The sequence below is a fragment of the Streptomyces sp. LUP47B genome (genome assembly GCF_001746295.1).
Lineage (GTDB): Bacteria > Actinomycetota > Actinomycetes > Streptomycetales > Streptomycetaceae > Streptomyces.
Genome location: NZ_MJAH01000008.1, coordinates 366,639 through 387,828, shown reverse-complemented (window position 1 = coordinate 387,828; position 21,190 = coordinate 366,639). Strand labels below are relative to the sequence as shown.

The window sequence follows — 21,190 nt, the reverse complement described above, 5'->3', positions numbered from 1 at the left end:
GGTCGCCGGCCGTTGTCGGCGCCGTGAGACAGAGCGGACTGTCGCAACACGCCGAGAGGACGGTCAAGGCAGAAAATGACCTAAAGGGGATTGTTTGCGCTCGTTGCCAAGAGTTGGCGAGGGCGGGACGTTTCGTTAGCTCTGACATGGAGGTAACGCGACGATTCCCTTGGCGGGTTCTCGCCGTCCGCTTGCCTGAGTCCAACCTGCCTCGAACATGGCGAAGCCCCGCCGGCACCACATGCCGACGGGGCCTCCCCGGAGATCAGCCGATCGGAACCCCGGCTTCCAGGTACAGGGCGGCCCCGCGTTCCCGGGCCCGCAGCGCCCACCGCAACCTCTCGTAGCGCACCGGCGGCAACAGCTCGGCGGCCTCTTCCTCGCTGGCGAAACACCAACCGCGCAGTTCGGGGCCGGGCAGCAGTACCGCCCGCGCCCGGTCGGAGTCGAGCCGTCCGCCGTCGAAGAGGAGACGCAGTCCGCCGTATCCGGGAGGCGCGGGCGGCTCCCAGTCGACGACGAGGAGACGCGGTACGTCGTCCAGCTGGATGCCGGTCTCCTCGGCGACCTCGCGTATACCGGCCCGGGCAGGCGCCTCTCCGGACTCGACGACACCGCCGGGGAACTCCCAGCCGGCCTTGTAGGTGGGGTCGACGAGCAGCACCCGGTCCTGCTCGTCGAAGAGGAGGACCCCGGCGGCCACGGTCTCGGCGGTGGGCTCGGGGGTCTGCACGATGTCGCACACCGGCACGGTCCCGGCGCCGAGGTCCTCGGCGATGCGGGCGGCCGTCTCGTACGGGGTGAGCGCGCCGGTGTCGATCAGGTGGGCGTCGGCGGTGAGCCAGGAGGCGAGGGCGGTCCGGTAGGGCTCGATGTGGTCGTACGCCCAGTGCCCCTGCCCCATCTCGCCGAGCGGAAGGGTCGGCGGGGTCCCCCGCCCGGCTATTCGCTCGCGCAGGATCGTTTCCGCCGGAGCGAGGAGAACATGCCGGACGGCGATCCGGCGGGCGGCGAGGCCGCCGAAGATCTCGTCGCGGTACTCCTGGCGCAGCAGGGTCATGGGGACAATGAGGGTCCCGCCGAGCTCCGCGAGCATCGCGGCCGCCGTGTCGATCACCAGACGCCGCCAGATCGGCAGGTCCTGGAAGTCGCCGACCTCGGTGAGGTGCTTGGGCGGCAGCAGACGCACGACCGCCGCGCCGATGTCCTCGGGGTCGAAGAGCGTGCTGTTCGGGATCAGTTCGATCAGTTCCCGTGCGGCGGTGGTCTTCCCCGCACCGAACGCGCCGTTGATCCAGACGATCACGGACTCCCCCTCTTCTGTTTGGCCCCCTGAGGCTTGCCCGCTCCACCCTGCCACGGAAACCAGCCGCAGATGAGGGCGCACGAACGCGGCACCGGGGCCCCTCGTCCAAGGGCCCCGGTGCCGCGGTCCGCGCAGGCCTCGTCAGCCGTTCCCCCCGAGGGCGGACCCGTCCACTCCGTCCAGACTGTCGCCGGCGACGGTGTGGTCGAGGGAGCTGACGGTCTTGTCGACGTCGACGTGGTCGAGGTCCTCGCCCAGGGCGTGCGAGGGAGTGACCGCCGCGACGACGAAGCCGGTGGCGAGGGAGGCGATGGCGAGCATGCTGCGCTTCTTCATGGCCTGATCAACGTCGCCGCACGGAATGGGTCACGCTGCCGTGCGCCGTGCCGCTCTCTTCCACCACAGTCAAACAGGTCCTACCTTTAACCCACACCGAATGACGCGTACATGCCGTCATCGCACCTTCTGCCGGTTCGGAGGAACGTAACGATGCGTCACCTTCACACCCGCACAGCCGCCCGAAGGATGGTCGCCGCACTCACCGTGCTGCTGTTCGCGGTACCCGGGGCTCCCGCCGTCGCCAACGAGGAGGGGCGGGCGTCACCCGCCCTTGCCGACGGCCTGGCCCTCACCCCGCCCATGGGCTTCAACAACTGGAACTCCACCCACTGCCGGGCCGAGTTCAACGAGTCCATGGTCAAGGGGATCGCTGACATCTTCGTCGAGAAGGGCCTCAAGGACGCCGGATACCAGTACGTCAACCTCGACGACTGCTGGGCGCTGCCGGCCCGGGACGCGGACGGCAAGCTCGTCCCGGACCCGGCCCGCTTCCCGAACGGGATCAAGGCCGTCGCCGACTACGTGCACTCCAAGGGCCTCAAGCTCGGCATCTACACCAGCGCGGGGACGAAGACGTGCAGCGACGTCGGCTTCCCGGGCGCGCTGGGCCACGAGTACAGCGACGCACAGCAGTTCGCCGACTGGGGCGTCGACTACCTCAAGTACGACAACTGCAACAACCAGGGCGTGGACGCCAAGCTGCGTTACACGACCATGCGCGACGCCCTGAAGGCGACCGGCAGACCGATCGTCTACAGCATCTGCGAGTGGGGCCAGAACAAGCCCTGGGAGTGGGCCGCCGACGTCGGGCACCTGTGGCGCACGACGGGTGACATCAGTGACACCTGGGGTTCGATGCTGTCGATCCTCAAGCAGAACCTGCCCCTCGCCCCGCACGCGGGCCCCGGGCACTGGAACGACCCCGACATGCTGGAGGTCGGCAACGGCGGCATGACGGCCACCGAGTACCGCTCGCACTTCTCGATGTGGTCGGTCATGGCGGCCCCCCTGCTCATCGGCAGCGACCTGCGCACGGCCTCCGACGAGACCTTCGAGATCCTCGGCAACAAGGAGGTCATCGCTGTCGACCAGGACCCGCTGGGCAAGCAGGGATCCGTCGTCTCCTCCGAGGGCGGACGCTGGGTCGTCGCCAAGGAGATGAAGGACGGCAGCCGCGCGGTCGCCCTGTTCAACGAGACGGGCAGCCCGCAGCGCGTCGCCACCACCGCCGCGGCCGTCGGCCTGCCCGACGCCGCCGCGTACACACTGCGCGACCTGTGGCAGCACAAGAGCTACAACACCGCGGGCACGATCTCGGCGACCGTCCCGGCGCACGGAACGGTCCTCGTACGGGTCTCCGCCGACCGCAGGTGGAACCAGCACCCGCCCGCCGTCGAACTCGGCCTGGACGGCAGCCCATTGGTCCAGGCGGGGCTGCCCGCCACGCTGCCGACCACGGTCACCGACCTGGGACGCACCCCCGCCAGGCAGGTCTCCGTACGGCTTTCCGGCCCCGCGGGCTGGTCCGTGAAGCCGACCTCGCCGACCACCTCCAAGGCCCTGTCCACGGGCCGCTCGCTGCGTACGAAGTGGACGGTCACCGCTCCACAGGGGACGCCGACGGGGTCGTACGACCTGACACTCAAGGCGAGTTACCGCTCCCCGGCCGGTGTCCGGGTCGAGAACGTGCTGCCGTTCACCGCGACCGTGGTGGTGCCACCGCCGGCGGGGACCTCGGAACTCGGTGACCTTCCGTGGCTGTCGGCCGCCAACGGCTTCGGTCCCGTGGAACGCAACACCAGCAACGGGGAGAGCGCCGCGGGCGACGGTCATCCGATCACCATCGGCGGAGTGGTGTACGCCAAGGGGCTCGGGGTGCACGCGGAGAGCGCCGTCGAGTACTACACGGGCGCGGCCTGCGAGACCGTCACCGCCGCCGTCGGCGTCGACGACGAGAAGGGCGCGAACGGCACCGTCGCCTTCGAGGTCTGGGCGGACGGCACCAAGGTGGCGTCCACCGGCGTCCTCACCAACGCCATGCCGGCCGAGCCGCTCACCGCGGACATCACCGGTGCCCGGCTGGTCCGGCTCGTCGTCACCGACGGCGGGGACGGCATCGACTCGGACCACGCGGACTGGGCGGACGCGCGGTTGAGCTGCTGACGGCGCTTGGCGGCCGGGCCCGTGGACCCGGCCGCCAAGTGAACGTTTCTGCCGACCTCGCCGGCGCCTCGCACCGCGCCCGGCGTCAGACCGCCGCCGCGGTGTCCGCCTGTCTCGCGAGCGCCGCCGCGGCCGCGCCCACCAGCCCCGCGTCCGTGCCCATCTGCGCGGGCACGATCGTCAGGCGCTGGACGAAGGAGAGGGTCGCGTAGTCGCCCAGCGCCTTGCGCAGCGGTTCGAAGAGGACGTCGCCCGCCTTGCCGACCCCGCCGCCGATGACGGCGATGTCGATCTCGACGAGGGTCGCGGTGGCGGCGATCCCGGCGGCGAGCGCCTGGGCGGCCCGCTGGAAGGAGGCCACGGCGACCGGATCACCGCCCCGGGCCGCGTCGGCCACCGCGGCGGCGGACGTGTCGCCGTCGGGACCGGGCCGCCAGCCGTTCTCCAGCGCCCGCCGGGCGATGTTCGGACCGCTGGCTATGCGCTCCACACAGCCGCGCGAGCCGCACGGGCACGGGTCGCCGTCGAGGTCGACGCTGATGTGCCCGATGTGCCCGGCGTTGCCGGTGGGCCCGGCGTGCAGTTGGCCGTTCAGCACCAGACCGCCTCCCACACCGGTCGACACGACCATGCACAGCGCGTTGTCGTGCCCGCGGGCGGCGCCCTGCCAGTGCTCCGCCGCCGTGATGGCCACACCGTCGCCGATCAGCTCGACGGGGAGCCCGCCGGCCGCCTCACGGACCCTGCTGACCAGCGGATAGTCACGCCAGCCGGGCACGTTCACCGGGCTCACGGTGCCGGTGGAGGCGTCCACCGGTCCCGCGCTGCCGATGCCGAGGGCACCCGCGCGCCCCCACAGCGGCGAGTCCGTAAGCTCGCCGAGGGTCTCCTCGACGGCACGCATCACGGTGTCGCCGTCCTCCTGCGCGGGCGTGGCCCGCTGCGCCCGGAGCAGGATCCGGCCGTGGCCGTCCACCAGCGCTCCGGCGATCTTGGTGCCGCCGATGTCGAGCGCAGCCACGAGGTCGGTGTGCATCAGTGTCAGTTCTCCCCGGTTCAACCTTGAGGAATGGACAGGCCGGACTCGCGGTGGGGCGCAGGCCGACAATTGCGGTGGACAGTGTCTCCCGGTTCTGACAACGTTGTCCAGGCTCTATGCTCGACGCCACATCCTCATACAAAATCATGGACCGCCGCATCCCCGTCGACCACAGGACAGGACGCCTTATCGTGCCCGACACCCACAGCCGAGCAGACCGCCTCGCCACGACCCGGTACGGCAACCGTCCGACCATGAAGGACGTGGCCGCGCGGGCCGGCGTCGGGCTCAAGACGGTCTCCCGTGTGGTCAACGGCGAACCGGGGGTCACGCCCGAGACGGAGCACCGGGTGCGCGAGGCCATCGAGGCCCTCGGCTTCCGCCGCAACGACAGCGCGCGCGTCCTGCGCAAGGGCCGTACCGCCAGCATCGGCCTGGTCCTGGAGGACCTCGCCGACCCGTTCTACGGCCCCCTCAGCCGCGCGGTGGAGGAGGTGGCCCGGGCCAACGGCGCCCTGCTCATCAACGGCTCCAGCGCCGAGGACCCGGAGCGCGAGCAGGAACTGGTGCTGGCATTGTGCGCCCGGCGCGTGGACGGCCTCGTGGTCATCCCGGCCGGTGACGACCACCGTTATCTGGAGCCGGAGCTGAAGGCGGGCGTGGCCACGGTGTTCGTGGACCGTCCGGCGGGCCGGATCGATGCCGACGTCGTCCTCTCCGACAACTTCGGCGGTGCCCGCGACGCCGTGGCCCACCTCATCGCCCACGGCCACCGGCGGATCGGCTTCATCGGCGACATGCCCCGTATCCACACGGCCGCCGAGCGGCTGCGCGGATACCGGGCCGCCATGGAGGACGCCGGCATCGAGGTGGCGGACGCCTGGACGTCGCTGGGCGTCACCGACCCGGAGCGGGTGCGCCGGGCGGCCGAGGGGATGCTCTCCGGGCCCTCCCCCGTCACCGCGATCTTCACCGGCAACAACCGGGTGACGGTCACCGTGGTCCGAGTCCTCGCCGAACACACCCGCCGAGTCGCCCTCGTCGGCTTCGACGACATCGAACTCGCCGATCTGCTGCAGCCGGGCGTCACGGTCGTCGCCCAGGACGCGGCGACACTGGGACGCACCGCCGCCGAGCGGCTTTTCCGCCAGCTGGACGGCACACTGTTGACACCGGAGCGGATCGAACTGCCGACCCGACTGATCACCCGGGGCTCGGGCGAGCTGCCGCCGGCGGACTGAGCAGCCGTGGACGCCTTCACCCTGGAGACCCTCGGCCTGGCCGAGGCACCTCGCGATCACCCGCTGCGGTATCCCGGCGCCTGGCCGGCGGACTCCGCGCTGCTCGACGGTGACCGGCTGGTGCCGCTGCCCCACGACCAGCTGGTGCACGAGGAGCGGGCTCCCCTCCTCGCGGTCGGCTCCAACGCCAGTCCCGGCCAACTGCGGCACAAGATGGCCGAGTTCGGGATCACCTCGCCGATCCCGATGGTGAAAACACGGGTGACCGGCGTCGACGTGGGCGTGTCCGCGCACGTGAGCCGCATGGGATACGTGTCGGCGTCGCCCTTCCACGCCCCGGACGCCGTACGGGAGTTGTTCGTCATCTGGCTGGACGCCGAGCAACTGGCCGTCATCGACGCGAGCGAGGGCGTGCCGCTGCCGAACGGCAACTACGGGCGCGCCTGGCTGCCCGCGCCCGAGGTGCGGGTCGAGCTGCCCGGCGGCGTGACCCTGCCGGGCGTCCACTCGTACGTCAACCGCCACGGCGTCCTGCACGACGGCACCGGCGTCGCGCGCACCCACCCCGGCCAGCGGGAGCTGCTGACCGAACTCCTCGTGGGATCGGCCCGGTTGCGGGCGCTGTTCGGCGTCACACCGGAGGAGTTCGTGGCACGGGCCCGCGCCGACCGGCAGCTGTGCGCGGCGGGCACCCGGCTGTTCGCCGACGAGAAGCGGGTCACGGAGTCCGGCCTGGAGCGGTACGTGACCGTTCAGCAGACCGGGAGTCCCGGCACCGGCTCGTCGTTGTTCCCGCCCTTGACGTAGACGTCGCTGACGTAGACGCCGGTGTTGCCGCTGTCGTCGTCCGTCTTCGCCCACCACACGTTGGTCCACTCGCCGGACGTCTCGCGGCGACCCAGGTTCGACTGACAGTAGAAGTAGTTGGTGCCCGCGTTGAGCACACCGGCCTGGGCACCGGAGGCGGTGTAGGACGTGGCGGTCTTCCAGAGGGTGCAGTTGTACTTGCCGCCTCCGATGGCGGTGCAGGCCGGGGCCGGGGTGTCGGCGCCGTCGTCCCCGGGGCCGCTGCCACTGCCACTGCCACCCGAGCCGCTACCGCCGGAGGAACCGTCCGAGTCGTCGCCCCCTGAGGTGCCACCGCCGGAGGAGTCGGCCGTGTCGGACGCGGAGGCCCGGCTCGTGGGCTTGGAGCCCCCGCCGTCGCCGGACGTCTCCTTCGCGCTCGGGGTCTTCTTGCCGTCCCCGTCCGTGGGCTCGGGACTGCTGGACCGGTCGGCGTCGGTGCGGGCGGACGTGGAGGCCGTCGCCAGGGGGGCGGTCGGGGTGGGACGGGCGTCGGCCTCGGCGTCACCCGAGTTGTTCAGCACGGCGACCGCTGTTCCGGCCACCGCGAGAACGACGGTGACGGCCGCGGCGACGAGCAGGACGCGGCCCTTGCGGCGGGGTGGGGGCGCGGCGGTCATGGGGCCCGTCGCGAGCGGGTCGTGGGGCCCGGGCGCGCCGTGCCCGTAAGCCGGGGACCCTGGCTGTCCCGGAGCGGCGACGAACGCTCCGGCGCCGTGTTCCGAGGGCCCGGGTTGCCCCGGACCACCGTGCTGAGAGGTGGGCGCCCCGGGACCCGGCCCCGGGAGACCGGCCTGTCCGGGAGCACCGTCCTGACCGGCGGACGCCACCCACCACGACGCCGCGGCCTCGACCTGCCCCGCAGCACCCGGTGTGCCATGCCCGGGAGTCCCGGGCTCTGCCGCCGCCTCGCGCGCGGTCGGCTGCGCCGCCACCGTCCCCGCAGATTCATGCTCACCTGGACCCTGGTCCCGCTCAGCCCCCGGCACCGCCCCCGGCCTCGTCGGATCCGTCGGCCCAAGACCTGACGATGCCACCGGCGCCACCGGAACGTCGGGCGCCCTCTCGGCCCGCCCCGCCGAACCCGCCGTACCCCGCAAGGTCGTCGTGGGGCTGTCCGGGCCGGCCCCGTCCGCCACCGCCTGCAGCAGCTCGCGCGCCTCCCCGGCCCCCGGGCGTGCCTCGGGGCGCTTGTCCAGCAGGCGCTGGAGAACCGGGCCGAGGGGGCCGGCCCGGTGGGACTCGGGCAGCGGTTCGCCGACGATCGCCGTGAGGGTGGAGAAGGTCGAGGTACGGCGGAACGGCGAGGCTCCCTCGACCGCCGCGTACAGCGTGGCGCCGAGGCCCCACACGTCGGAGGCCGGTCCCGGATCGGCACCCTGGGCGCGCTCGGGGGCCATGTAGTCCAGGGAACCGACGAGATGGCCGGTGCGGGTGAGGTTCGTGGCCGAGCCGTCGCCCGGATCGTCCATGGTGGCGATGCCGAAGTCGGTCAGCAGGACGCGGCCCGAGCGGTCGAGCAGGATGTTGCCGGGCTTGACGTCCCGGTGCAGCACGCCGGCTTCGTGGGCGGCGGCCAGGGCGTCCATGACCTTGGCGCCGATACCGGCCGCCTCACGTGGGTCGAGGGGGCCGCTCTTGCGCAGCACGGCGTCCAGGGACGGCCCGTCGACCAGCTCCATAACGATCAGCGGACGCCCGTCGACCTCGGCCACGTCGTGCACCGCGACGACGCCGGGATGCCGGACCCGGGCCGCCGCACGGGCCTCGCGCTGCATCCGCAGCCGCAAATCCGCGAGTTCGGGGCCGTCGGCGTCGGTGTAGGTGCGCAGTTCCTTGACGGCGACCTCACGGCCGAGGACCTCGTCGACGGCCCGCCAGACCACACCCATGCCGCCGCGACCGAGCTGGGCCACGACACGATAACGCCCGGCCAGCAGCCGACCGGCGTCGTCCTGGCCCTTTCCGTTGGTCTCCCCCGAAGACACCGCTGCCCCGTTCCTGTGAACACGTCAATGAGTGCCGTACAGACTACGGGGCAGGGGTGACGACTTCAGCCGGTGGTTGCGACCGTGACAGGCCCGCTACGTCTCCGCCTCCTTCGTACTACTTCGTGGAGACGGTCAGGTCACCGCGCCGGGGCGTCGCGTACCCCTCCAGGTCGGCCCGGGTCAGACCCGTCAGCCGGGCCACCTCGGCGATGTCGAGGGCGCCGCAGTCGAGACCGCGCAGCAGATAGCCGCTGAGCGCCTTGGCGGTGGCGGGCTCGTCCATGACATCGCCGCCGACCCGGCCCGCGTACCGGGCGAGTCGGCCGGCAGCCTGCTCGAAGCCTTCTCGGTAGAAGGCGAACACGGCCGCGTACCGGGTGGGGATGTGGCCGGGGTGCATGTCCCAGCCCTGGTAATAGGCGCGGGCCAGCGCCCGGCGCGTCAGGCCGTAGTGCAGTCGCCAGGCGTCGTGGACCTTCGCCGTCGGGCCGACCGGCAGGACGTTCGTGGAGCCGTCCGAGACCCGTACGCCGGTGCCCGCGGCCGCGACCTGCATGATCGCCTTGGCGTGGTCGGCGGCGGGGTGGTCGCTCGCCTGGTGGGCGGCGGAGACGCCGAGACAGGCGCTGTAGTCGAAGGTGCCGTAGTGCAGTCCGGTGGCCCGGCCCTCGGCGGCCTGGATCATCCGGGCGACGGTGGCGGTGCCGTCAGTGGCGAGGATGGACTGGCTGGTCTCGATCTGGATCTCGAAGCCGAGTCGGCCCGAGTCCAGTCCGTGCGCCTTCTCGAAGGACTCCAGGAGCCGGACGAACGCGGTGACCTGCTCGGCGTAGGTCACCTTCGGCAGCGTCAGCACCAGCCCCTCGGGCAGGCCCCCCGCCGCCATGAGACCCGTCAGGAACACATCGAGGGTCCGGATGCCGCGGTCCCGGACGGCCGCCTCCATGCACTTCATGCGGATGCCCATGTACGGGGCCGCCGTGCCGTTCTTGTACGCCTCGGCGATCAGTCGTGCCGCGCGGGCCGCCGTCTCGTCCTCCTCGGCGTCCGGACGCGGGCCGTAGCCGTCCTCGAAGTCGACGCGCAGATCCTCGATCGGCTCGTGCTCCAGCTTGGCGCGCACGCGCGCGTAGACGGGTTCGGCCAGTTCGTCGCGGAGGCCGAGAACGGCGGCGAAGGACGCGGCGTCCGGGGCGTGTTCGTCGAGGGCGGCGAGGGCCTTCTCGCCCCAGGAGCGGATGGTGTCGGAGGCGAAGACGTCACCGGGGACGTAGACGGTGTGCACGGGCTGGCGGGTGCCGGGGTCTCCGGGGTAGCGGCGCTCCAGTTCGGCGTCGACCGGCGCGAGGGAGGCGCTGATCTCCTCGCTGACGGCACCCGCGAGGCTCGTCGCCACCTGCTCCTGCTGGCCCTGGCCCATCCCACACCCTCCTGTTTTCCGCTCTACGGAATCAACAATCCGTAGAGCGAAGTTATCCATGAAGCCTTCGGACGGTCAACACCCCGTCCACAGCATGAGCCACCGCGTTCATTCAAGACGCCGAGAACCCCTACGCCCTCTACCGCACTCCGGTTCGAACATTCATCCTGTCCCGTCGGGAGGGAACAACATGTCGGACACCCACAGAATGACGCGTCGTATGGGCCTCAGAACCGCCATGGCCGCCGCCGTCACCGTGCCGCTGATGGGCACGCTGCCGGCCTCCGCCGCCAAACCGTCCAACCGCCGACTCGATGTCATGACGTTCAATCTCCGCTTCGCCGGCACCACCGAACCCAACAGCTGGACCGCCCGCCGCCCGGTGATGCGCCGGCTGTTACGCCGGGAGGCCCCTACCCTGATGGGCACCCAGGAAGGTCTGTACCAGCAGCTGCGCGACATCCACGCCGACCTCGGACCGCACTACGACTGGATCGGCACCGGCCGCGAGGGCGGCAGCCACGACGAGTCCACGGCGATCTTCTACGACACCCGGCGCCTGGCCCCGCTCGAGCACGACACGTACTGGCTCTCCGACACACCCCGGGTCATCGGCTCGAACACCTGGGGTGGCGCGCTCCCCCGGATCGTCACATGGGTCCGCTTCCGTGACCGGGCCGTCGGCGGACGGGAGTTCCACGTCCTCAACACCCACTTCGACCACGTGGGCCAGTACGCCCGCGAGCGGTCCGCCGAGTTCCTCGCCCAGAAGATCGCCGAGTTCGACCCCTCGTCACCGGTGGTGGTGACCGGCGACTTCAACGCCGCGGCCCACGACAACCCGGCGTACGACATCCTGCTCGCCACGGGTCTCGTCGACACCTGGGACGCGGCCGCGGAACGCGGCAAGCAGTACGCCACCTTCCACGGCTACAAACCCCTCACCCCCGACGGCGACCGCATCGACTGGATCCTCACCTCGCCCGGTACCACCGTCCACCGGGCCTCGATCAACACCTTCGAAATGAACGGGCAGTTCCCGAGCGACCATCTGCCGGTGCAGGCCACTGTCACCCTGGGATGAGCCGAGGCCCCCGCGACCGCGTCGGCGGTCACGGGGGCCTCGTTCGCCCGGAGCGGGATCAGCCCTTGCGGGTGTTGATCTCCTCGGTGAGGGCGGGGACGACGTCGAAGAGGTCGCCGACGACGCCGTAGTCGACGAGGTCGAAGATCGGGGCCTCGGCGTCCTTGTTGACCGCCACGATGGTCTTGGAGGTCTGCATGCCGGCGCGGTGCTGGATCGCGCCGGAGATGCCGTTGGCGATGTACAGCTGCGGCGAGACGCTCTTGCCGGTCTGGCCGACCTGGTTGGTGTGCGGGTACCAGCCCGCGTCCACCGCGGCCCGGGAGGCGCCCACGGCCGCGCCGAGGGAGTCCGCCAGGGCCTCGATGATCGCGAAGTTCTCGGAGCCGTTGACGCCGCGGCCGCCGGAGACCACGATCGCGGCCTCGGTCAGCTCCGGACGCCCGGTCGACTCGCGCGGGGTACGGCCGGTGACCTTGGTGCCGGTGGCCTGCGCGGAGAACGTCACGCTCAGCTCCGAGACCGCGGGGGTGGCCGGGGCGGCCTCGACCGCGGCGGAGTTGGGCTTGACGGTGATGACCGGGGTGCCCTTGGCGACGCGGGACTTGGTGGTGAAGGAGGCGGCGAACACCGACTGGGTGGCCACCGGGCCGGCCTCGCCGGCTTCCAGGTCGACGGCGTCGGTGATGATGCCGGAGCCGATGCGCAGCGCGAGGCGGGCGGCGATCTCCTTGCCCTCGGCGGAGGACGGCACCAGCACGGCGGCCGGGGAGACGGCCTCGACGGCCGCCTGCAGCGCGTCGACCTTGGGCACGACCAGGTAGTCGGCGTACTCGGAGGCGTCGTGGGTCAGGAGACGCACGGCGCCGTGCTCGCCCAGCACGGCGGCGGTGTCACCGGCACCGGCACCCAGCGCGACGGCGACCGGCTCGCCGACACGGCGGGCCAGGGTCAGCAGCTCCAGGGTGGGCTTGCGGACGGCACCGTCCACGTGATCGACATAGACGAGAACTTCAGCCATGGGAATGCTCTCCTGCGGATTGCGAAGTCTGAGGGGGCGGTACGGGGTTGAGCCTCAGCGGGCCAGTGACCCTTAGATGAACTTCTGGCTCGCGAGGAACTCGGCGAGCTGCTTGCCGCCCTCGCCCTCGTCCTTGACGATCGTGCCCGCGGTGCGGGCGGGACGCTGGGCTGCGGAGTCGACCGTGGTGTAGGAGCCCTCCAGGCCGACCTGCTCGGCCTCCAGGTCCAGGTCGGACAGGTCCCAGGACTGAACCGGCTTCTTCTTCGCCGCCATGATGCCCTTGAAGGACGGGTAACGCGCCTCGCCCGACTGGTCGGTCACCGACACCACCGCCGGCAGCGAGGCCTCCAGCTGCTCGGAGGCGGCATCACCGTCGCGGCGGCCCTTGACCGTGCCGTCCTCGACCGAGACCTCGGACAGCAGCGTCACCTGCGGCACACCCAGACGCTCGGCCAGCAGCGCCGGGACCACACCCATCGTGCCGTCGGTGGAGGCCATACCGGAGATCACCAGGTCGTAGCCGGCCTTCTCGATCGCCTTGGCCAGCACCAGCGAGGTGCCCAGGGCATCGGTGCCGTGCAGGTCGTCGTCCTCCACGTGGATCGCCTTGTCGGCGCCCATCGACAGCGCCTTGCGCAGCGCGTCCTTGGCATCCTCGGGACCCACGGTCAGGACCGTGACCTCGGCGTCGTCGTCGGAGTTCTCGGAGATCTGCAGCGCCTGCTCGACCGCGTACTCATCGAGCTCGGAGAGCAGACCGTCCACGTCGTCCCGGTCGACGGTCAGGTCATCGGCGAAGTGCCGGTCGCCGGTGGCGTCGGGCACGTACTTCACAGTGACAACGATCCTCAAGCTCACGCCGGCTCTCCTACTGCATCGTCATTTTTCGGCTGCCTCTTGCAGGCAGCATAGGCGCCCCAAGCGGCCGATCCCGGTCGGGGCGGGCTGCGTTCCGACCGCAATATTACTCACCAGTACATCCAGTTCCTGCCCGCTAAGCAAGCGCTTTGAACTGTGACCTTCGCAACGCAGCGTAATCGGAACTCGACGGCCGCGCACCACGGCGGAAGGGCCGGTGAGCCGATCAGTCGCGCAGGCCGTTGAACCGGCCCTGTTGGTAGAGCAGCGGTCGGCCGGCGCCGTCGGGGTCGCCGAGCCGCACCTCGGCCAGCACGACGCGGTGGTCCCCGGCGGGCACGCGCGCGACCACCCGGCACACCAGCCAGGCAAGGACGTCGTCGAGGACGGGCACTCCCTCGGGCCCCTCGCGCCAGGCGGTGGGCGCACCGAAGCGGTCGGCACCGCTGCGGGCGAAGGTGGCCGCCAGGTCCTCCTGGTGCTCGCCGAGTATGTGGACGCCGACATGCTCGGCCCGGGATATCACGGGCCAGCTGGAGGCGCCCGTGCCGATCCCGAAGGAGAGCATCGGGGGTTCGGCGGAGACCGAGGCGAGGGACGTGGCGGTGAAGCCGACCGGGCCGGCGTCACCGCTCGCGGTGATCACGGCGACGCCTGCCGCGTGCTGCCGGAAGACGGAGCGCAGGAGGTCGGGAGAGGCGAGTCGGGGGGCGCCGAGGTCGGGCGTGGCCGTCATGGGGATGTCCTTCTGCGAGGAGTGTCGAGCTGGACCGTGGGTGCTCAACAAGCCGGACAGCGAGCGCTCGCGGTGCGGGCGAGGTCGACGTGGACCCGCCCGAACAGAAGGAGTTCCGTAGGCATACGGTCAGGCTGACGATAGGTGTGGTGCGCAGTCAAGTTCGTTCCGGCATCTGGGAGATGCCTCACCGTGGGCGCATCCCGCGTCAAACCGCCTCTCCGACCGCCGCGATGACGTCCGCCTTGCGCGGCTGGCCGGTGGCCCGCCGTACGACCCGGCCGTCGGCGTCGAGGACCAGTACGGTCGGCGTCTTGAGGATGTCGAGTTCGCGGACCAGTTCGAGGTTCTTCTCGGCGTCGATCTCGACATGGGCCACGCCCGGGACCATGCCGGCGACCTCGCCCAACACCCGTCGGGTCGCCCGGCAGGGCGCGCAGAAGGCGCTGGAGAACTGGACGAGCGTGGCGCGTTCGCCGAGTTCCTCGCCCAACTCGGCCGCGCCGAGCCTCTTGCCGTCGTCGCGCCCGCGCACCCGCACTCTCCCGCTCCGCCGCCGCTGCAGCACCCCATAGGCGCTCGCCGCCGCGAGCACCACCACGCACACCACAAGTCCGGTCATCACCTGCACAGCATTCACGAGACTGCAAAGATTCCCGACTCCCCCAAGTCTCCCCGTTGCGGAATGCTTGATTCATGGACATCGATGCAAGAGGGCCGCGCTTCGGCGCGGCCGTGACGACGGTCGTACTGGCGGCCGTTCTGATCACGGGCAGCGTCTGGCTGCTGGCCTGGCAGACGCTGGCGTTCGCCCTGGGCGCGGCGGGCGGGGTGGGCCGCTCGCCGTACGGCTGGCTGTTCCGTAAGGCCATTCGCCCTCGGATCGGGCCGCCGACCGAGTTCGAGGCGCCGGAACCGCCGCGGTTCGCGCAGGCGGTGGGGCTCGCCTTCGCGGTTCTGGGACTCGTGGGCTACGGGATCGGAGCGGAGTGGCTCGGGCTCGCCGCGACCGCGGCGGCACTCGCGGCCGCCTTCCTGAACGCCACGTTCGGGTACTGCCTGGGTTGCGAGATGTACCTGCTCGTGCGGCGGGTGACGGTACGCGCGGAGTAAAGGAGGCTTAAAAGCCCAAGGTGGATCACTGGAGGGACGTGACGAGAATCTCTCGCCGGGCGGGCACCAAGACTGGCTCCCCGCCCGTTCTTGGGGCACGATCTGCGAGATGCCGTAAACCTACGGCTGCGTAACTTAATGCCGGGAACTTCCCAGGCAGAGCAGGAAGGGCTCACCCCGCCCATGGCAGAGCTTGTCTACCGTCCCGTCGTCGGATTCGCTCAGGCGCTGTTCAAGGCCTGGGACCTCAAGATCGACTGCCGGGGTTCGGAGAACATCCCGCGCTCGGGCGGTGCCGTGCTGGTGAGCAACCACATCAGCTACCTGGACTTCGTCTTCAACGGCCTGGCGGCGCTCCCGCAGAAGCGTCTCGTGCGCTTCATGGCGAAGGAGTCCGTTTTCCGCCACAAGGTGTCCGGTCCGCTGATGCGCGGGATGAAGCACATCCCGGTCGACCGCACGCAGGGCGAGACGGCCTACGCCCATGCCCTGGAGTCGCTGCGGTCGGGCGAGATCGTCGGGGTCTTCCCGGAGGCGACCATCTCGCAGTCCTTCACGCTGAAGAGCTTCAAGTCGGGTGCGGCGCGGATGGCGCAGGAAGCGGGTGTCCCCCTGATCCCGATGGCCGTCTGGGGTACGCAGCGACTGTGGACCAAGGGGCACCCCCGCAACTTCAAGCGCAGCCACATCCCGATCACCATGAGGGTGGGCGAGGCGATCGAGGCTTCTCGGGACAAGTACGCCGGTGCCATCACGCGGCAAGTGCGCGAGCGGGTCAACGAGTTGCTGGAAGCGGCCCAGCGGGCCTACCCCGTGCGCCCCAAGGGGCCGGACGACACGTGGTGGATGCCGGCGCATCTCGGGGGTACGGCGCCCACACCCGAGCAGGTGCGCGAGGCCGACGCTCGGTAGTGGCCCGTGTCGGCGAGCCTCCTCGGTGAGCCGAGTGCGGGGGGCCCTGGCGCCAGTTCCAGCGGCGACAGGTCACCCCTTCCTCGTTCCGCCGGATCACCTGACCGCCGACGGGGACGAGGTGCGCGACGCCGGGCGTTGCAGAGGTCGACCAGGAGGTTGATGCGGGGCAGGGCCGCGTCCGACGAGGCCCTCTTCGCCAGTGCCTCCACCGAGTTGCGGGTGCGTGACAGCTTCGAGCCGAACGCCGTGTAGACCTCCCGTCAGGCCGCCATGTGCGGGTCCTCGTGCGGGACGCGCCCGTCCAGACGTACGGCGAGACGGCGGGCCGCCTCGTCGAGCAGTGCCGAACCGGCTTCGAAGCTGGGCCCGTTGACGAGTCCATGGGCCTCGGTGGCGAAGCGCCTCAGAGTGCGGCGGGGAGCGTTTTCCAGAGGTAGGGCCGGTCGGGGGCGGCCTTCAGGACGCTCAGGACGGCGGGGTGCGGTTTCGCGTAGAGGACCGGGTAGTCCATCTCCTTGGACTCCGGGTCGGACGTGAAGGCCAACCGCTCGCCGTCGAGGGAGAACTGGGCGTCCACTCCGGGCTTGTTGCCCCGGGGGTCCTGGCGGTGCCAGGCGCCGTTGAACCGCACGGCGACCAGGCCGTGCACCACGTCGAACTTCTGGTAGCAGAGTGCGGTCGGGATGTCCTCGGCGCGCAGCAGGGCGGCCAGCGCGTGGGCCTTGGCGTAGCAGATGCCGGTGCCCTGCTCCAGGACGTCGGAGGCCCGCCAGGTGACGCGGAGATCGCCGGAGTCCTGGGAGTGCGGGATGGTGTCGCGGACGAACTCGAAGGCCAGCCGTGCATAGGCATACGAGTCGGCCGCCTCCTTGGCGAGACGGGTGGCCACCTCTCGGACGACCGGGTGGTCGTGGTCGATGACGTCGTCAGCGGCCAGGTATGCGGAAAGGTCAGGGGTGTTCTGGATCAGCTCCATGCCCGCAGAGCATAGAAAAAGGACCTCTCCAAGGTCAATTGTTTTACAGACATCAGTATATTTATGCGGAGTAGCAATGGACGGCGACCACCTGGGACGGACTCCAGCGCTGTTCGACCGTGGCCAGCCGCGTCCAGCCCAGCCGTTCGTACAGGGCCGCCGCGGCGGTGTCGGACGCGACGACGTCGAGCACCGGATGCAGGCCGTGGTGGCGGGCCTCCGCCACCGCTCTGCCCATCAGCAGGGCACCGATCCCGTGCCCTCTCGCCTGCGGGTCGACGAACAACCGGCCGACCACGGCGGCCCGTTGCACGCTCGCGCCGTTCCGCTCGCTCCACAGGACAGGGGCCACGTCGCCTTCGGCGCTGCGGGAGAGGCTGACGTGGCCCACGACACGGCCGTCCAGCTCGGCGACCCAGCTGCCCAGTGCGGCATCCTGCGACAGCCACTCGCCGGGCCGGGCAGGCCAGTTCACCGGATAGCCGTCGCGGCGGTGCACGTCCGCCAGCACCCGCACGCATGCCGCGACGTCGTCATCGGTCCTCGGCCGGACCCGGCGCTGTGTCTCGTCCACCCCGGCATGCAAACACAGACCGCCTCAGGTTCGGTACGCGCCTAGCGCGCCATCTCCTCCTTCAGCGCCGCCACGAACGTGTCCACGTCGTCCTCGGTCGTGTCGAAGGCGCACATCCAGCGCACGACGCCTGCGACCTCGTCCCAGAAGTAGAAGCGGAAGCGCTTCTGCAGGCGCTCACTCACGTCGTGCGGGAGCTTGGCGAAGACGCCGTTGGCCTGGACCGGGTAGAGGATGTCGACACCGTGAACGGCGCGGACGCCCTCCGCCAGGCGCTGGGCCATCTCGTTGGAGTGGCGGGCGTTGCGCAGCCACAGGTCCTTGGCGAGCAGAGCCTCCAACTGCACCGACACGAAACGCATCTTGGAGGCGAGCTGCATCGACAGCTTGCGCAGGTGCTTCATGTGGGAGACCGCGTCCTGGTTGATCACCACGACCGCCTCGCCGAACAGGGCGCCGTTCTTCGTCCCGCCCAGGGAGAGGATGTCGACCCCGACCGCGTTGGTGAACGTCCGCATCGGGACGTCGAGGGAGGCGGCCGCGTTGGCTATGCGGGAGCCGTCCAGGTGGACCTTCATGCCGTGCGCGTGGGCGTGGTCGCAGATCGCGCGGATCTCGTCGGGTGTGTAGAGGGTGCCGAGCTCCGTGGACTGGGTGATCGAGACGACCTGCGGCATCGCGCGGTGCTCGTCCTCCCAGCCCCAGGCCTGCTTGTCGATGAGTTCGGGCGTGAGCTTGCCGTCCGGGGTGGACACGGTGAGCAGCTTGAGGCCGCCCATGCGCTCGGGGGCGCCGCCCTCGTCGACGTTGATGTGCGCGCTCTCGGCGCAGATCACCGCGCCCCAGCGGTCGGTGACCGCCTGGAGCGCGACGACGTTGGCGCCCGTGCCGTTGAAGACCGGGAACGCCTCGGCCGTGGCACCGAAGTGGCTGCGGACGACGCCCTGGAGGTTCTCGGTGTAATCGTCCTCGCCGTACGCGACCTGGTGTCCGCCGTTGGCCAGGGCCAGGGCGGCGAGCACCTCCGGGTGGGCCCCGGCGTAGTTGTCGCTGGCGAAACCGCGTACCTGCGGGTCGTGGTGGCGGCGAGCCTGCGTAAAAGAGGCCTTCTGAGCGTTCACGGCTTCTCGGTCAGCCACAGACGGTTTCCGTTCACTTCGGCGGCGGGCTTGTCCCAGACACCGGCGATGGCCTCGGCCAGGTCCTGCACGTGCGTGAAGCCCGCGAACTTCGCGTTGGGCCGGTCGGCGCGCATGGCCTCGTGCACCAGTGCCTTCACCACCAGGATCGTAGCCGCGGACGTCGGCCCGTCGGCGCCCCCGGCCTTGCGGAAGGCGTCCGCGAGAGCGAGCGTCCAGGCCTCGGCGGCGGCCTTGGCGGCGGCGTACGAGGCGTTGCTCGCGGACGGTTTCGTCGCGCCGGCGGCGCTGATCAGGACGTAGCGGCCGCGGTCGCTGCGCTGCAGGCCCTCGTAGAAGGCGAGCGAGGTGTGCTGCACGGTGCGGATGAGCAGTAGTTCCAGGAAGTCCCAGTCGTCCAGGCTCGTCTTGATGAAGGTCTCGCTGCCGCGCCAGCCGCCGACGAGGTGGACCAGGCCGTCGACGCGGCCGAAGTCCTTCTCGATGTGCTCGGCCCAGTCGCGGGTGGATCCCAGGTCCAGCAGGTCGACCGGCTCGCCGGTGACGCTGGCGCCGCCCGACGCGTAGCGTGCCGCGTCCACGGCTTCCGCGAGCCGCTCCGGGTCGTTGTCCGCGCCGACGACGGTCGCGCCCGCCTCGGCCAGCCGCAGCAGGGCCGCGCGGCCCGCGGGGCCGCCCGCGCCGGCCACCGCGATCACCGCACCGCTGAGAGCTCCGTTCCCCGCCATGTTCTTCGCCTCCTGAGCAGCCGCCTCGACGGCCTGTGCAGTGTTCCCGGCGCCGCGATCGCTCACGCGGCGACCCGCTCGGCGTTCTCCGCAGTGATACCCCGGGTCGAGGCGATCACATGGCGAAGCTTCTTGGAGAGGGCCTCATAGAACATGCTCAGCGGAAACTCGTCCGGAAGCACGTCGTCGACGAGTTTCCGGGGCGGCAGCGACAGGTCGAGGGCGTCGGGGCCCTTGGCCCACTTGGAGCCGGGGTGCGGGGCGAGGTAGGTGGAGACCAGTTCGTAGCCGGCGAACCAGTGGACGAGTTTGGGGCGGTCGATGCCGTCGCGGTAGAGCTGCTCGATGTCGGCGCACAGCTCGTTGGTGACCTCGGGGGCGCGCTGCCAGTCGATGAACAGCTTGTTGTCGGTCCAGCGGACGACATCGTGCTTGTGCAGGTAGGCGAAGAGGAGCTGGCCGCCGAGCCCGTCGTAGTTGCGCACGCGCTCGCCGGTGACCGGGAAGCGGAACATCCGGTCGAACAGGACCGCGTACTGCACGTCACGGGCCTGCGGAACGCCGTCCGCCTCCAGCTTCACGGCCTCCCTGAAGGCGGTGAGGTCGCAGCGGAGCTCTTCGAGGCCGTACATCCAGAACGGCTGGCGCTGCTTGATCATGAACGGGTCGAAGGGCAGGTCGCCGTGGCTGTGGGTGCGGTCGTGGACCATGTCCCACAGCACGAAGGCCTCCTCGCAGCGCTTCTGGTCGTGGACCATCGCGGCGATGTCCTCGGGCAGCTCCAGGCCCAGGATGTCGACGGCCGCGTCGGTGACCCGGCGGAACCGGGCGGCCTCGCGGTCGCAGAAGATACCGCCCCAGGAGAAGCGTTCCGGCGCCTCGCGCACGGCGATGGTCTCCGGGAAGAGGACGGCCGAGTTGGTGTCGTAACCGGCGGTGAAGTCCTCGAACTTGATGCCGCAGAACAGCGGGTTGTCGTAGCGGGTGCGCTCCAGTTCGGCCAGCCACTCCGGCCAGACCATGCGCAGCACGACCGCCTCGAGATTGCGGTCCGGGTTGCCGTTCTGCGTGTACATGGGGAAGACGACCAGGTGCTGCAGGCCGTCCGCGCGGTTCGCGGCGGGCTGGAAGGCCAGCAGGGAGTCGAGGAAGTCGGGCACCTCGAAGCCGCCCTCGGACCAGCGCCTGAGGTCCTTGACGAGGGCCGCGTGGTAGTCGGCGTCGTGCGGCAGCGCCGGCGACAGCTCCTGCACCGCGTCGACGACACGCCGTACGGCGGCCTCGGCGTCCCCGCGCGCGGGCGCGCTCTCGGCCTCGAAGTCGATCGACCCGTCCTTGGACTGCCATGGCCGGATCCGCTCCACGGCATCCTTGAGCACGGGCCATGCCGGGTGCTCCACCACCCTGGTCACGGGAGGAACCTGGTCCCCCGAAGCCGCCTGCACAAGAATTTCCGTCATGTCCCATCCTCCACGGGAGAAGCTCTCGTATGGAGACCGTATACATACGAGCTTCCGTCCAGCAAGAGCGGACTCGGGAAGTTATCCTGCGCAACCCAATGGTCACGGAACTTTTTCCTGTCGAGCGCCATGAACACGAGGATTCCGGGTAAGAGAGATCACTTCCCCGCACGTCACTGCGATCCCTCGTGTACGTACGGGTCCATCACGCGGTGTAGCCGTTAGGCTGCGGCTCTGC

General features: G+C 70.5%; 20 protein-coding genes and 1 pseudogene. 6 read left to right on the top strand and 15 right to left on the bottom strand.

The features are described from left to right. Positions 1 to 265: 265 nt before the first annotated feature. Both BFN33_RS26100 and BFN33_RS26095 read right to left on the bottom strand, forming a co-directional pair. On the bottom strand, positions 266 to 1,306 hold the full coding sequence (locus BFN33_RS26100; protein WP_069762582.1) for an NUDIX hydrolase: 1,041 nt from the start codon (positions 1,304 to 1,306) through the stop codon (positions 266 to 268). Positions 1,307 to 1,447: 141 nt separating this feature from the next. Continuing rightward, positions 1,448 to 1,642 carry a hypothetical protein gene (locus BFN33_RS26095; RefSeq protein WP_069762581.1) on the bottom strand — a complete coding sequence of 65 codons (195 nt, stop codon included), beginning with the start codon at positions 1,640 to 1,642 and terminating at the stop codon, positions 1,448 to 1,450. Between the two features lie 153 nt (positions 1,643 to 1,795). Here BFN33_RS26095 and BFN33_RS26090 point away from each other — a divergent pair, with 153 nt between their 5' ends. Then, the gene (locus tag BFN33_RS26090; RefSeq protein ID WP_176742468.1) at positions 1,796 to 3,808 is read left to right on the top strand and encodes an NPCBM/NEW2 domain-containing protein; all 2,013 of its coding nucleotides are present in this window, start codon (positions 1,796 to 1,798) and stop codon (positions 3,806 to 3,808) included. A gap of 85 nt (positions 3,809 to 3,893) precedes the next feature. On the opposite strand, the gene BFN33_RS26085 is transcribed toward BFN33_RS26090, so the two are convergent. Continuing rightward, complete coding sequence (locus BFN33_RS26085) at positions 3,894 to 4,844, bottom strand: ROK family protein (protein WP_069762579.1); 951 nt, start codon at positions 4,842 to 4,844, stop codon at positions 3,894 to 3,896. A gap of 194 nt (positions 4,845 to 5,038) precedes the next feature. Here BFN33_RS26085 and BFN33_RS26080 point away from each other — a divergent pair, with 194 nt between their 5' ends. Further along, the gene (locus tag BFN33_RS26080) at positions 5,039 to 6,088 is read left to right on the top strand and encodes a LacI family DNA-binding transcriptional regulator (RefSeq protein ID WP_069762578.1); all 1,050 of its coding nucleotides are present in this window, start codon (positions 5,039 to 5,041) and stop codon (positions 6,086 to 6,088) included. A 6-nt stretch (positions 6,089 to 6,094) separates the two neighbouring features. Continuing rightward, positions 6,095 to 6,895 carry a hypothetical protein gene (locus tag BFN33_RS26075; RefSeq protein ID WP_069762577.1) on the top strand — a complete coding sequence of 267 codons (801 nt, stop codon included), beginning with the start codon at positions 6,095 to 6,097 and terminating at the stop codon, positions 6,893 to 6,895. Here BFN33_RS26075 and BFN33_RS26070 read toward each other — a convergent pair. Together BFN33_RS26070 and BFN33_RS26065 are read right to left on the bottom strand one after the other, a co-directional pair. Further along, on the bottom strand, positions 6,841 to 8,922 hold the full coding sequence (locus tag BFN33_RS26070; RefSeq protein WP_069762576.1) for a serine/threonine-protein kinase: 2,082 nt from the start codon (positions 8,920 to 8,922) through the stop codon (positions 6,841 to 6,843). The two genes, BFN33_RS26075 and BFN33_RS26070, sit on opposite strands and share 55 nt — an antisense overlap. 118 nt (positions 8,923 to 9,040) lie before the next feature. Further along, positions 9,041 to 10,345 (bottom strand): aldolase/citrate lyase family protein, encoded by a 1,305-nt coding sequence (locus BFN33_RS26065; protein ID WP_069762575.1) that lies wholly within the window; start codon positions 10,343 to 10,345, stop codon positions 9,041 to 9,043. 220 nt (positions 10,346 to 10,565) lie between these two features. Between BFN33_RS26065 and BFN33_RS26060 the strand changes: the two genes are divergently transcribed. Then, entirely contained in the window at positions 10,566 to 11,429 is an 864-nt protein-coding gene (locus BFN33_RS26060) for an endonuclease/exonuclease/phosphatase family protein (protein ID WP_370743318.1), read from the top strand. A gap of 58 nt (positions 11,430 to 11,487) precedes the next feature. Here the strand turns inward: BFN33_RS26060 and BFN33_RS26055 are convergent, their stop codons facing one another. The 4 genes from BFN33_RS26055 to BFN33_RS26040 all read right to left on the bottom strand — a co-directional run bounded on the left by BFN33_RS26055 (position 11,488) and on the right by BFN33_RS26040 (position 14,669). After that, positions 11,488 to 12,450: an electron transfer flavoprotein subunit alpha/FixB family protein gene (locus BFN33_RS26055; RefSeq protein WP_069762573.1), complete on the bottom strand. Its 963-nt coding sequence runs from the start codon at positions 12,448 to 12,450 to the stop codon at positions 11,488 to 11,490. A 72-nt stretch (positions 12,451 to 12,522) separates the two neighbouring features. Beyond that, positions 12,523 to 13,311: an electron transfer flavoprotein subunit beta/FixA family protein gene (locus BFN33_RS26050; protein WP_069762572.1), complete on the bottom strand. Its 789-nt coding sequence runs from the start codon at positions 13,309 to 13,311 to the stop codon at positions 12,523 to 12,525. A 226-nt stretch (positions 13,312 to 13,537) separates the two neighbouring features. Next, positions 13,538 to 14,047 (bottom strand): flavin reductase family protein, encoded by a 510-nt coding sequence (locus tag BFN33_RS26045; protein WP_069762571.1) that lies wholly within the window; start codon positions 14,045 to 14,047, stop codon positions 13,538 to 13,540. Positions 14,048 to 14,255: 208 nt separating this feature from the next. Then, a complete protein-coding gene (locus tag BFN33_RS26040) occupies positions 14,256 to 14,669 on the bottom strand; it encodes a thioredoxin family protein (protein WP_069762628.1) in 414 nt (137 codons plus the stop codon). 74 nt (positions 14,670 to 14,743) lie between these two features. Between BFN33_RS26040 and BFN33_RS26035 the strand changes: the two genes are divergently transcribed. Together BFN33_RS26035 and BFN33_RS26030 are read left to right on the top strand one after the other, a co-directional pair. Next, the gene (locus tag BFN33_RS26035) at positions 14,744 to 15,160 is read left to right on the top strand and encodes a DUF4395 domain-containing protein (RefSeq protein WP_069762570.1); all 417 of its coding nucleotides are present in this window, start codon (positions 14,744 to 14,746) and stop codon (positions 15,158 to 15,160) included. 183 nt (positions 15,161 to 15,343) lie between these two features. Continuing rightward, positions 15,344 to 16,072, top strand: a complete 729-nt coding sequence (locus BFN33_RS26030) for a 1-acyl-sn-glycerol-3-phosphate acyltransferase (RefSeq protein ID WP_057609733.1) — start codon at positions 15,344 to 15,346, stop codon at positions 16,070 to 16,072. A gap of 18 nt (positions 16,073 to 16,090) precedes the next feature. Here BFN33_RS26030 and BFN33_RS54570 read toward each other — a convergent pair. The 6 genes and pseudogenes from BFN33_RS54570 to BFN33_RS26005 all read right to left on the bottom strand — a co-directional run. Then, positions 16,091 to 16,506, bottom strand: a pseudogene (locus BFN33_RS54570) (cytoplasmic protein); the annotation flags it as partial. After that, complete coding sequence (locus BFN33_RS26025) at positions 16,479 to 17,051, bottom strand: transglutaminase family protein (protein WP_069762569.1); 573 nt, start codon at positions 17,049 to 17,051, stop codon at positions 16,479 to 16,481. The gene BFN33_RS26025 and the pseudogene BFN33_RS54570, both read right to left, overlap by 28 nt. Positions 17,052 to 17,112: 61 nt before the next feature. Further along, entirely contained in the window at positions 17,113 to 17,625 is a 513-nt protein-coding gene (locus BFN33_RS26020) for a GNAT family N-acetyltransferase (protein WP_069762568.1), read from the bottom strand. Between the two features lie 41 nt (positions 17,626 to 17,666). Beyond that, complete coding sequence (locus tag BFN33_RS26015; RefSeq protein ID WP_069762567.1) at positions 17,667 to 18,746, bottom strand: low specificity L-threonine aldolase; 1,080 nt, start codon at positions 18,744 to 18,746, stop codon at positions 17,667 to 17,669. Then, a complete protein-coding gene (locus tag BFN33_RS26010) occupies positions 18,743 to 19,492 on the bottom strand; it encodes an SDR family oxidoreductase (RefSeq protein ID WP_069762566.1) in 750 nt (249 codons plus the stop codon). Before BFN33_RS26010 ends, BFN33_RS26015 begins: the two co-directional genes overlap by 4 nt. Before the next feature lie 62 nt (positions 19,493 to 19,554). Then, positions 19,555 to 20,952 (bottom strand): DUF6421 family protein, encoded by a 1,398-nt coding sequence (locus BFN33_RS26005; RefSeq protein WP_069762565.1) that lies wholly within the window; start codon positions 20,950 to 20,952, stop codon positions 19,555 to 19,557. Between the last annotated feature and the right edge of the window lie 238 nt (positions 20,953 to 21,190).

Excerpts from the sequence above, each read along its gene's own strand:
- BFN33_RS26095 (WP_069762581.1), bottom strand. The coding sequence starts at position 1,642 with ATGAAGAAGCGCAGCATGCTCGCCATCGCCTCCCTCGCCACCGGCTTC.
- BFN33_RS26090 (WP_176742468.1), top strand. The coding sequence starts at position 1,796 with ATGCGTCACCTTCACACCCGCACAGCCGCCCGAAGGATGGTCGCCGCA.
- BFN33_RS26085 (WP_069762579.1), bottom strand. The coding sequence starts at position 4,844 with ATGCACACCGACCTCGTGGCTGCGCTCGACATCGGCGGCACCAAGATC.
- BFN33_RS26065 (WP_069762575.1), bottom strand. The coding sequence starts at position 10,345 with ATGGGCCAGGGCCAGCAGGAGCAGGTGGCGACGAGCCTCGCGGGTGCC.
- BFN33_RS26060 (WP_370743318.1), top strand. The coding sequence starts at position 10,566 with ATGGGCCTCAGAACCGCCATGGCCGCCGCCGTCACCGTGCCGCTGATG.
- BFN33_RS26055 (WP_069762573.1), bottom strand. The coding sequence starts at position 12,450 with ATGGCTGAAGTTCTCGTCTATGTCGATCACGTGGACGGTGCCGTCCGC.
- BFN33_RS26045 (WP_069762571.1), bottom strand. The coding sequence starts at position 14,047 with ATGACGGCCACGCCCGACCTCGGCGCCCCCCGACTCGCCTCTCCCGAC.
- BFN33_RS26040 (WP_069762628.1), bottom strand. The coding sequence starts at position 14,669 with ATGACCGGACTTGTGGTGTGCGTGGTGGTGCTCGCGGCGGCGAGCGCC.
- BFN33_RS26035 (WP_069762570.1), top strand. The coding sequence starts at position 14,744 with ATGGACATCGATGCAAGAGGGCCGCGCTTCGGCGCGGCCGTGACGACG.
- BFN33_RS26030 (WP_057609733.1), top strand. The coding sequence starts at position 15,344 with ATGGCAGAGCTTGTCTACCGTCCCGTCGTCGGATTCGCTCAGGCGCTG.
- BFN33_RS26025 (WP_069762569.1), bottom strand. The coding sequence starts at position 17,051 with ATGGAGCTGATCCAGAACACCCCTGACCTTTCCGCATACCTGGCCGCT.
- BFN33_RS26010 (WP_069762566.1), bottom strand. The coding sequence starts at position 19,492 with ATGGCGGGGAACGGAGCTCTCAGCGGTGCGGTGATCGCGGTGGCCGGC.
- BFN33_RS26005 (WP_069762565.1), bottom strand. The coding sequence starts at position 20,952 with ATGACGGAAATTCTTGTGCAGGCGGCTTCGGGGGACCAGGTTCCTCCC.